Origin of the sequence: Kyrpidia sp. (assembly GCF_023512215.1) — a bacterium.
GTDB lineage: Bacteria > Bacillota > Bacilli > Kyrpidiales > Kyrpidiaceae > Kyrpidia > Kyrpidia spormannii.
Map to the genome: position 1 here is coordinate 1 of NZ_JAILZZ010000073.1, position 9,323 is coordinate 9,323.

Consider the following 9,323-nt stretch of genomic DNA (forward strand, 5'->3'; position numbering starts at 1 on the left):
GTTTTCACACTGATGTTCAGTTCCTTGGCCACTTCCCGGTTTTGATACCCCCGGGCGAGAAACACCAGCACCTCCCGCTCCCGCTCCGTCAGGATGACGGCGTCCTCGTCGCAGTTCTCCGGCTCGGGGCGCTGTTTCATCTCGTCCACGATCTCTTTCGGCAATTCGCTCTCAAACCAATAATCACCGTTCATCACTTGGCGGATCGCTTGAATCAGATTTTCCCCGGCGGTTTGTTTCAGGAGGAAGCCTTCCACCCCGTTGCGCAACAACCGGCAAAGGTACACGTCTTCGTCATACATCGTTAAAACGATCACTTTGACCTCGGGAAACTGATCTTTGATCTCCTCGGTGGCCGCGATCCCGTCCAAACCCTGGGGCATGGAAAGATCCATCAGAACCACGTGAGGCTTTAACGCCAACACCTTCTGGACTGCCTCCCGGCCGTCCGCCGCCTCGCCCACCACCTCCATGTCCGGCTGGGTGGACAACATGAACGCGATGCCCCGGCGTACAATGGAATGGTCGTCGACAATGAGTACCCGGATCCGCCGCTCACTCACCATCCATCCCCCCTGAGAGGCACTGTACATTGCACCGTCGTTCCTCGCCCCAGTTCGGAGGTCAGACAGAATACCCCGCCCAATACCTGGGCCCGCTCCCGCATATGGCGAATACCGAGGCCTTCCTTGGCGGGCAGCCTCAAACCCTTGCCATTGTCCGTCACCTGCACGAGAAGCCGGTGGTCATCTTCCATCAGTTTCACATCCAGTTTGGTACAATCGGCGTGTTTCACCGCATTCACCGTTGCCTCCTGAATGATTCGATACACATTCAGTTCAAGGTCCGGGGCATACCGCCGATCGTCCGGGATATTGGTGTCAAAATCGCATCGCAAAGTGTGACTCGACCATTGACGGCAGAAGGCCCGGACTGTGGGTACGATCCCCAGCAGATCCAACGTAGCGGGGTGCAGGCTTCGGGACACGGCTTTGACGTCTTCCATGACTTCCTGGAGGGTTTCCGCCACGTTACGGCAGTACTCGGCCAGCTCTGGGTCCGTGAGCCGCATTCGGATGCCGTGAGTCGCCAGGTAAGCGCTAAACAGCTTTTGTGAAACGTTGTCGTGCAGCTCCCGGGCAATGCGTCGCCTCTCTGCTTCCTGGGCTGCAATCGTCTCCCGGAGTAACAGCTGGGAAAGCCTCCACTTGTGATCCTCCTCTTTGGGCAAGACCGTGCGGATCAGAAGAACCAGCCGGCCTTCTTCCCCCGGATCGGACATCGGCGCCAAACTCATCTGAAAAGACCGGTGTTTCCCTCGGTAGACGGCCATTTCCGACTCAAAATATGGGAGGGACTGGTTCTGGGCAAGCAGACATCGCTCCTCCCCGGGCAGCACCGACCGCGCCGTACAATAGGCGCAATACGGAGCCCGCTCTCCAACCCGCCATCCCGTCAACACCTCGGCGGCTGGGTTCATGTAGTGAATCGTGCGATCCCGATCCATGACGATAACGCCTTCTTTCATGCCGTCCACCAATGCGCGAAACGGCTCTTCTGCCATCCTCTGCCCTCCTCTGCCCTTCATCCCCATTGTGCCCAGCATACAAAAAGAGTGCAAGGCAGAAAAACTTTCTGCTCTGCACTCTTTTGAGCTCGGCCCGCCTTGCGGCCGAGGGAATGACAAACTTCCCGCAGGTTTCCTTGTCCCCCGGACCCGGGCCGGCAGGCCCGGGGAAGAAACCGGTCAAGAAGCGGCGGCGTGATGAGCTGCACACCGATTGGGACCCATCTCCAGTTCGTCGGCCCGGGCCGCGTCAACCTGGAAGTCCCCCCGGTTAATGGCGAGGACGTCCAGATAATTCGGCGGTTTCAGGGCACTGTCCGACTCCACCACCGTTTCAATGAAACGCTGGCGGTCGGCCAAGTGCATAATTTCGTTTCGGCTCCGGATATTGCCGAGGGTGTCGGCCACGACCCCTTTGTCGTTCAGTTCGGCAAAGCTCGCGTAATGGGAAGGCAAGACGATCACATCATCGGCAAGCGCCGCCACCTTGCCGAATACCGTATCATAAAGATCTTCCGCCCATTCCCGGGCCTTGCCGCCCAAATCTGGCCGCCCGAGTCCGCCGACAAAGATCGTATCCCCGGACAGGAGATATTTCTGGTTGACAAAGAAGGAGAGGCTTCCCGGGGTGTGCCCCGGCGTTTTCACCACCAAGACCTCCACTTCGATATTTCCGGATTGCAATTTTTCATATTTCTCGAGGGGCTCAAAACGGACCTTCGAGCCTTCGGAAGAGTTCAGGTAATACGTCGCCCCGGTTCGAGCCGCCAGCTCCGGGCCGGTGGAAATGTGATCGGCGTGCATATGGGAATCCAGAATATGCCGGATCGTTACTCCGTATTTCTCTGCCAACTCGGTGTAAAGATTAACATTGCGCAGTGGCTCCACCACCACCGCCTCGCCTTTCGAGAACATGAAATAGGACAGACAGCCTTTGCCAACCCGATTAATCTGCAAAAGTGTCCAATCCGGTTCTTCCACCACCGGCACGACGTGATAGGTATTCCCCCAGGCCGCCATGCCTCCCTGCACGTATACAGCCCGGTATCCCCGGCGGTCGAGGACGTCCGCCACATAGGCGGAGGATCCTTGATGAGCGCAGATCACCACGAGATCCTTGTCCTTTGGAACCTGGGAGACCGCTTTGTCTTCATCTTCCATGAAGTCAAAGTAGGGAACATTGATGGATTGTACATTGCGACCTTCGATTTTCCAGTTTGAATATTCATCAGTATTCCGAACATCCAGGATAAATATCGGTTCTCCCTGTTCGATTCGTCGATACAATTCATCGGTGCTGATGGAGAAAACCATGGGCAACCCTCCCTGGAGAGCTTAGATTGGCTTCAGTGTAGCAGCTCCCGGTCAAAGTCCTCTATCAGGGAATTTCCCTAATTGTGTCTGCCTTTTGTCCTTTCGGTGAAATGAGGGGATTCCCCTATTATCGCTTCTTTTCTTTTTCGATACGATAAAGACACACGCGTTACATTTTTGTGAACGGGAGGCTGAAGGATGGCGCAGCAAGCAGTTGTAATCGATGCCCGAGGGGCGTTTTGTCCGGGACCGTTGATGGAGTTAATCAAGAAATCGAAACACACCACCTCCGGTGAAGTGGTGGAGTTGTGGAGCAATGACAAGGGATCCCTCAAAGACGTACCGCAGTGGGCAGAAAAGATGGGGCACACATTTTTGGGAAGTGAAGAGGTGAACGACCCGACGGGCACTTACTGGCGCATTCGAGTCCAGATGAAGTAGAAAGGCGCCGCCGGGAGTACACGGACTGGAAGTGGCTTGAAATCCATAGGACGCAGGAGGTGCACAGGATGAAAGAGGTTGTTATCGTGGGCGGTGGCACTGCGGGAACGATGCTCGCCAACCGCTTAGCCCGGGATGCGGCCCCGGAGATTGCCGGCGGAGAACTTCGGGTCACGGTCATCAGCAACAAAGAAGATCACCTGTATCAACCGGGCCTGCTGTATATCCCGTTCCGTTTGAAAAAGCCGGAAGAACTCATGCGCAAAGTCAAAGATGTCTTGCATCCCTCGGTGAGGCTGATTTTTGGCGAGGCGGTGCACATCGACGCGGAGCGCAAAGTGGTCACCACCGACGGAGGACAACGCTTTCCCTATGATTACGCCGTCATCGCCACCGGGTCTCATCCTCAGCCCGACCAGATTCCAGGGCTGCTGGAGGCGGGACACATTTTCTATACGGTGGACGGAGCGCTGAAGCTTCAACAAGCCATGGACACCTTCCGGGGCGGGAAAGTGGTCATTGCAGTCGGACTGCCGCACAAGTGCCCGGTGGCACCCCTGGAGTTCACGATGATGTTCGAAGACTGGGCCCGGAAAAAAGGAATCCGTGACAAAACGGACATTACCTACTGTTATCCCCTCGCCCGACCCTATGGCACCGAGTCGGTGGCGAACATGGCCCAGCGGGAGTTTGAGTCCCGAGGCGTGCATATCGAGACCTTCTTCCTGATGGAGGAGGTCGACACGAAGAAAAAGGAACTCGTCTCCATCGACGGACGGCGCATCCCCTTCGACTTGTTGGTTGTCATCCCGCCTCATAAAGGGTCGACTTTCTCCCAGAAGAGCGGGTTCTCCGATGAGGAAGGCTGGATGCCCACCGATCGCAATCGTCTGAATCTGGCGGATCAGGCGGACATTTTCGTCATCGGTGACGCCACCAACTTGCCCATTTCGAAAGCAGGGTCTGTGGCCCATTTCGAATCGGAGATTCTGGCCGCCAATCTGGTGGACCGGATCCGGGGCGGACCCGGTGAGCGGCTGTACCACGGTAAAGTGTTCTGCTTCATCGAAACCGGCCTGGACAAGGCCACCTATATCGCCTTTGATTATGCCAACCCGCCCAGCCCGGTCACGCCGTCGAAACCTGTTCATTGGGCGAAATTGTCGTACAATAACATGCATTGGGTCAACCTGCAGGGGATTATGTGAGGCGGAAGGAGGAAGCACAGGTGGAAGCGCAACTGGATCAGCCAAACCGCTCCCTGGCCGAACTCCAACTGACCGAAGACCGCGTGGCAGCCGTCGAAGGGCTGTTGGCCAAACTGGGCACCCTGGATACGGCGTTAACCCTGGCCCATATGGCGGCGGACGCCATGACCGATGAAACCATCGATCACATGACCGAGAAGTTGGAAAAGGCGTCAGTGTTACTCGACGTCCTATCCGATTCCCGCCTCCCGGGACTGCTGGACAAACTCCTGGCAGCCTCGGAATCCCTGGGAAGACTGCTGGACCGCATCGTGCAGATGGAGAAAAACGGTTCCCTCAACAAGCTGCTCGACTTGGCAGAGACGGCGGGAATTCTCACCGACGCCATGACCGAACCGACCTTGGAGTTGGTCACTCAGAAAATGCTACGAGGGGTAGAAACTCTGGACCGGGTGGAAACGGCCCTGAACCTGGCGATGGCCGAGGACGCCCGGACTCCGGCGGCCCGAATCGGCGCCATGGGCCTTTTGGGGATGCTGAAAGAGCCGGAGATGCAAACGGGAATTCGGGTGCTGCGTTTGTTCCTCAAGCACTGGTTTGGAACCTCATCTAAAGGATAACAGGGGTCATTGAACGGGAGTCAATCGCCTGGCCCGGTCCGGCTTTGTCAGCGGGGGACCGGGCCGATTCACGCCCAAAAAGGGGAATGGGCGGGCGATCTGTTCAATAGGTCGTCCATCCGCCGTCGATCACCACTGTCGCCCCGTTGATACCAGCAAAGAGTGCCGCCATCGCCCGGCCCATCCCCGACCCAGCTCCCGTGATCAGCGCGGTTTTCCCCTGCAGTTTCATGGACGCCTCTCCTTCGGAAATCCAGTGGTTCGACATGTTCATTATAAACGGCTTCCAGCGGCAAAGACACCAGCCGCCCACACTCCTGCACAGTCTCTGTCGTACCCTGATAGAAAGAAACCTTTCCGGGGAGGAGGTCCGGATCATGTGGCCGCCCATGCGCTGGATGGGCTCCCAGTTCCCATGGACAATTCTAAGCTCGTCTTTTCCGGAAATGCCGGGCTACGAGATGTCCGATCGTGGAAAAACCATCGAACTGATTGTGCAAACTCCCACCTGGTGTGACCCGGATGCAGTCGAAATCCGGGTGGAACCGGAGATGGTGTATCTTCAGGCGCGAACATATAACCAGGTGGAACGGGATCAGCCCCCTCTCTTTCATCGTCGGACCCAGAGTTGGAGCCACCGGATCCACCTTCCCCATCCGGTGATTCCTTCGCTCACACAGCGCCGTTCTGAAGGTCGCACCGTGCATCTGCTCCTGCACAAAGCCCCGTGAAAAGAGCAGATTATCGGGGCCGATGGTCGTTCACCAAATTCTCATCATCTATTCACACATTTTTTGCAAGGAACAACTCGACCTGGTGATGAAGCTTACACGGGCGGAATGGATCGGATCCGCCCGACGAAGCTTTCATCGGAGGTAAGTGCCCATGTCTTCTGCGCTCGATGCTGTTTTACGGTCAGCACCGCTGATTCAGCGTCTTTTTCTTGAACCTTGCACCGTGGTGGTCACCGACACGGAACGGATAACCGCTGTCTACGAGCACCCGAGGGTTCCGATGCCGCTCCAGCCCGGCGAAGCCCTCGGCGCCCATCGCAACACCGTCACTTACCAAGCTTTGCAGGCTCGACAACGGGTCGTCGATCGGCGTTCTAAGGAAAAATTCGGCTACTCCTACTACGCCGTGGCCGAGCCGATCCTCGAGGAATCTGGAGAAATGGTGGGGATTATCACCGTCATCGTATTGACGGAGCGGCAGGATATTCTTCAGGGACACGCCCAGGAGCTGTCGGCGTTAGTCGAGCAACTGTCGGCGAACGCCGATTCCCTATCCCGGACCGCCAGCGAGGTGGCCGCAGCCAACACAGATATCAGCAACAACGCCATGGTCGCCCAGGAACGAATCCAAGTCACCTCCTCCGTTCTTGGATTCATCCACGAAGTCGCCGCCCAGTCCAATCTCCTTGGTCTCAATGCCGCCATCGAGGCGGCCCGGGCGGGAGAACAGGGCCGGGGATTCGCCGTGGTCGCCGATGAGATCCGGCGCCTCGCCCAGCGCAGTCAGTCCGCCTCCAAAGATATCGAAGGGAAGCTTTCTGACATCCAACAGGCCGTGGAGCGGATGATCGCGGATATCCAGATGTCCACCCGCCACACCCAAGAGCAGGCGGCGGCGGTGCAGGAGCTGGCCGCCTCCCTTGGGCAGATCGCCCGCTCCGCCGAAACTCTGGCCCGGCTGTCCACCCTCGAAGAGGCTGATTAACGCCCGGGCCCCGCCCTGGGTTCCCCCCGGCGTGCGAATGCCTGAACCTCCAAATCCCGCTCTATGCCCTAGACCCCCACAGGATCAGGCCGATCCCCGGTCAAACGCCCATCCGCGCCCGGTCCCGGGGCAGCCTCGCCCCGACGGAAGTCCGCCTCCCGCCGGATTCTCTCCACCGCCTCCCGGGTCAGGGCACGCTCAAAACTTCGAAAAGCGGCGAGCTCAAACCCGTGCTTTTTGGCAAGATCAGCAATCTCCCGAACCCGGTCGGCGGTGAGGTTTCTGCCCAAAGAAAAGTGTTCCAGCCGACCTTCCATGGCCAAGACCATGGTTTCCGCCATGCATGCGTACACTGTATCCGCCGGCAAACCCAGGTCCAAAGTCCCCGGGTAGCCGCCCGGCACTTTGACCAAACCTCCGTCGATCACGAGTACATCCGGGCGATGATCGGCCACTTGACGGGAAACGTCCCTGGGACGGGCCACGTCGCAAACCACCGCACCCGGAAGCAGATCCTGGGGCTGAACCACCGCTTCCAACGCGCTGGAACAGGTGATCACCAGCGGCGCCCGGGATAGGATGCGGCGCACATCATGATCCATCTCAATTCTGCCCTCCAAACCCCGTTGGCGAAAATACTCCAGAAACTCGCCCGCCTTGCGATCGTCCCGCACATGGGCGAACACCTTCCGACCCCGGGAGGCAAGGATCTCCACCGACACCCTCCCCACGCCCCCCGTGGCGCCCATCACCACCCACCCCGCCCGGTCCGGATCCCAGCCCATCCACCGCGCCCCCACGTCCGCCGCTTTCAACGCTATGGCCACGGTGTAGGAATTCCCGGTCGTCACCGCGATGGGCAGTCTGCGGGCTAAACTGACCCCGGCGTCCCCGGCGACGGCGGTGAACGCCCCCAACCCCAACACTTTGGCGCCCAGTCGGACCGCCTTTTTCCCGGCCGCAAGGAGTTTTCGGTAGACCACGGGCCAAGGCAGCTCCAAAAGTTGCTGGGAGGTCAACGGTGTGCCCACAAGCCACCCCGACGTCTTCACTCCTTGCGCCCCCGTCACCCCATCGATGCGATCGACGAGTAATGGCGGCAGGTGACGCAGTAACCGGTCCAGGGTCGGGTCGGGCAAAGCGGCCAGGGCAGGAAGTTTGCGCGTGATGTCCCGGCGATCAAAGGGGTGAATCAAGAAAGCGAATTGATGTTCCATCTTCTGCGGCCTCCACACGGATTTTCAGATTCCGAAGCAGCCCTGCCATGCTTTGCCGGAGTTTCAGTCCGGCTACGGGGTGAAGCATAATCGCAAGTCCGGGAAGGCCGATCTCGAATTCACATCGAAACTCGGCCGTCGATCCTAAGCCCTCAGAAGCCACTTTCCAGTGGCCGGAAAAGCGTTTCAAATCCCCTTCCAATTGTTCAAAAACGATGCGCCCGCCCTCTTTCTCCCTCACCCACACATCCCTCTCCGTCCACCCGAGGGGAGTCCCTCCAATCTTCGCCTCCCATCGACTGATGGTCCAATCTTCACCCCGTTCCAAGACCACCACTTTGGTCAAATCCGGGACAAATTCGGGGTATCGCTCAAAATTCGCCACCCAGTCAAAAACCTCATGCCAAGGCCCTGCGAACGACTCCCTCACCTGAACCACCGGCATTTCCATCCCCCTCCTTCCCCGCGTTTCGAGCCGTCTCTCTTGATTCGCCTCCACTTTCCGAGTCCGGGCCAAGGACCTGCCGATCGGGTTCCCACCCCGTCGCTTCAAGTTCCCCTGGGTCTAGCTGCCCGTACCAATAGCCGAGCACCGCATCCCACGCTTCCAGCACCTGGATCAACAAGCCGCGATCAATCGTCAAAGATGGCTCCACCCGAACCACCCGGTACTCATTCAAGGTAAACGCCGTGAGAACACCCTTCTCCACCAACCCGCTCATGACGAGTCCTCCCCGGGCCTCATCGACAAATTCAACGCCGAGCAAGAGTCCTTCTCCGCGCACCTCGCGGATCCAGCCCGGATACCGTTTGGCCATCTCCTCAAACTCGCCTTTCAGCCATCGTCCCGTTTCTGCCGCCGCCCCGGGCAGATCCTCCCGTTGCAGCCAATCCAGGGTCGCAAGTCCCGCCGCAGCTGCCAGGGGATTCCCCCCAAAGGTGGAAGTATGAATCAAAGGATCTTCCCAGAAAGCACGGGCCGCCTCCGGCCTGGCGATGAAACAGCCAATGGGCATCACCCCACCCCCGAGGGCCTTGGCCAGACACATCACATCGGGGACCACGCCCTCCCGTTCCGCCGCGAACGGCATCCCCGTTCTCCCGAGACCCGTCTGCACCTCGTCCAGGATCAACAGTGCCCCGGCGCGGTCGCAGATCTCCCTGGCGGCCGTCAGATAACCCCGGGGCGCCGGATGGACCCCGCCCTCCCCTTGAATCGGCTCGAGGATCACCGCGG

The 9,323-nt window shown here is 58.7% G+C and carries 11 protein-coding genes and 1 pseudogene; 5 read left to right on the forward strand and 7 right to left on the reverse strand.

Going from position 1 to position 9,323, the window contains the following annotated elements:
• From K6T64_RS15430 to K6T64_RS15440, 3 genes are all read right to left on the reverse strand, one after another.
• A partial coding sequence (locus tag K6T64_RS15430; RefSeq protein ID WP_288010952.1) for a response regulator transcription factor occupies positions 1 to 563 on the reverse strand: 563 nt, incomplete at its 3' end.
• Complete coding sequence (locus K6T64_RS15435; protein ID WP_198592128.1) at positions 560 to 1,564, reverse strand: histidine kinase; 1,005 nt, start codon at positions 1,562 to 1,564, stop codon at positions 560 to 562. The genes K6T64_RS15430 and K6T64_RS15435, both read right to left, overlap by 4 nt.
• Positions 1,565 to 1,747: 183 nt before the next feature.
• Positions 1,748 to 2,881: an MBL fold metallo-hydrolase gene (locus K6T64_RS15440; protein WP_100667118.1), complete on the reverse strand. Its 1,134-nt coding sequence runs from the start codon at positions 2,879 to 2,881 to the stop codon at positions 1,748 to 1,750.
• 198 nt (positions 2,882 to 3,079) lie between these two features.
• Here K6T64_RS15440 and K6T64_RS15445 point away from each other — a divergent pair, with 198 nt between their 5' ends.
• The 3 genes from K6T64_RS15445 (at position 3,080) to K6T64_RS15455 (ending at position 5,150) form a co-directional block, all read left to right on the forward strand.
• Positions 3,080 to 3,322 carry a sulfurtransferase TusA family protein gene (locus K6T64_RS15445; RefSeq protein ID WP_013074663.1) on the forward strand — a complete coding sequence of 81 codons (243 nt, stop codon included), beginning with the start codon at positions 3,080 to 3,082 and terminating at the stop codon, positions 3,320 to 3,322.
• Positions 3,323 to 3,390: 68 nt separating this feature from the next.
• The gene (locus K6T64_RS15450; protein ID WP_100667117.1) at positions 3,391 to 4,530 is read left to right on the forward strand and encodes an NAD(P)/FAD-dependent oxidoreductase; all 1,140 of its coding nucleotides are present in this window, start codon (positions 3,391 to 3,393) and stop codon (positions 4,528 to 4,530) included.
• Between the two features lie 20 nt (positions 4,531 to 4,550).
• Entirely contained in the window at positions 4,551 to 5,150 is a 600-nt protein-coding gene (locus K6T64_RS15455; RefSeq protein ID WP_100667116.1) for a DUF1641 domain-containing protein, read from the forward strand.
• Positions 5,151 to 5,277: 127 nt separating this feature from the next.
• On the opposite strand, the pseudogene K6T64_RS15460 reads toward K6T64_RS15455, so the two are convergent.
• Positions 5,278 to 5,382 (reverse strand): annotated as a pseudogene (locus K6T64_RS15460) (3-ketoacyl-ACP reductase); the annotation flags it as partial.
• A gap of 145 nt (positions 5,383 to 5,527) precedes the next feature.
• On the opposite strand from K6T64_RS15460, the gene K6T64_RS15465 reads away from it, so the two are divergent.
• Both K6T64_RS15465 and K6T64_RS15470 read left to right on the forward strand, forming a co-directional pair.
• On the forward strand, positions 5,528 to 5,881 hold the full coding sequence (locus tag K6T64_RS15465) for an Hsp20/alpha crystallin family protein (RefSeq protein ID WP_100667114.1): 354 nt from the start codon (positions 5,528 to 5,530) through the stop codon (positions 5,879 to 5,881).
• A gap of 154 nt (positions 5,882 to 6,035) precedes the next feature.
• A complete protein-coding gene (locus K6T64_RS15470) occupies positions 6,036 to 6,869 on the forward strand; it encodes a methyl-accepting chemotaxis protein (RefSeq protein WP_100667113.1) in 834 nt (277 codons plus the stop codon).
• A gap of 68 nt (positions 6,870 to 6,937) precedes the next feature.
• On the opposite strand, the gene K6T64_RS15475 is transcribed toward K6T64_RS15470, so the two are convergent.
• The 3 genes from K6T64_RS15475 to K6T64_RS15485 all read right to left on the reverse strand — a co-directional run.
• On the reverse strand, positions 6,938 to 8,086 hold the full coding sequence (locus K6T64_RS15475) for a shikimate dehydrogenase (RefSeq protein WP_288010955.1): 1,149 nt from the start codon (positions 8,084 to 8,086) through the stop codon (positions 6,938 to 6,940).
• The gene (locus K6T64_RS15480) at positions 8,049 to 8,531 is read right to left on the reverse strand and encodes a type II toxin-antitoxin system RatA family toxin (protein WP_288010957.1); all 483 of its coding nucleotides are present in this window, start codon (positions 8,529 to 8,531) and stop codon (positions 8,049 to 8,051) included. The genes K6T64_RS15475 and K6T64_RS15480 overlap by 38 nt, the downstream gene beginning before the upstream one ends.
• Positions 8,485 to 9,323 (reverse strand): aminotransferase class III-fold pyridoxal phosphate-dependent enzyme (locus K6T64_RS15485; RefSeq protein WP_288010959.1); only part of this gene is annotated, 839 nt, incomplete at its 5' end. The genes K6T64_RS15485 and K6T64_RS15480, both read right to left, overlap by 47 nt.

What these genes read in the sequence shown, in the direction of transcription:
- K6T64_RS15435 (WP_198592128.1), bottom strand. Translation starts at nt 1,564, where the DNA reads ATGGCAGAAGAGCCGTTTCGCGCATTGGTGGACGGCATGAAAGAAGGC.
- K6T64_RS15440 (WP_100667118.1), bottom strand. Translation starts at nt 2,881, where the DNA reads ATGGTTTTCTCCATCAGCACCGATGAATTGTATCGACGAATCGAACAG.
- K6T64_RS15445 (WP_013074663.1), top strand. Translation starts at nt 3,080, where the DNA reads ATGGCGCAGCAAGCAGTTGTAATCGATGCCCGAGGGGCGTTTTGTCCG.
- K6T64_RS15450 (WP_100667117.1), top strand. Translation starts at nt 3,391, where the DNA reads ATGAAAGAGGTTGTTATCGTGGGCGGTGGCACTGCGGGAACGATGCTC.
- K6T64_RS15465 (WP_100667114.1), top strand. Translation starts at nt 5,528, where the DNA reads ATGTGGCCGCCCATGCGCTGGATGGGCTCCCAGTTCCCATGGACAATT.
- K6T64_RS15470 (WP_100667113.1), top strand. Translation starts at nt 6,036, where the DNA reads ATGTCTTCTGCGCTCGATGCTGTTTTACGGTCAGCACCGCTGATTCAG.
- K6T64_RS15475 (WP_288010955.1), bottom strand. Translation starts at nt 8,086, where the DNA reads ATGGAACATCAATTCGCTTTCTTGATTCACCCCTTTGATCGCCGGGAC.
- K6T64_RS15480 (WP_288010957.1), bottom strand. Translation starts at nt 8,531, where the DNA reads ATGCCGGTGGTTCAGGTGAGGGAGTCGTTCGCAGGGCCTTGGCATGAG.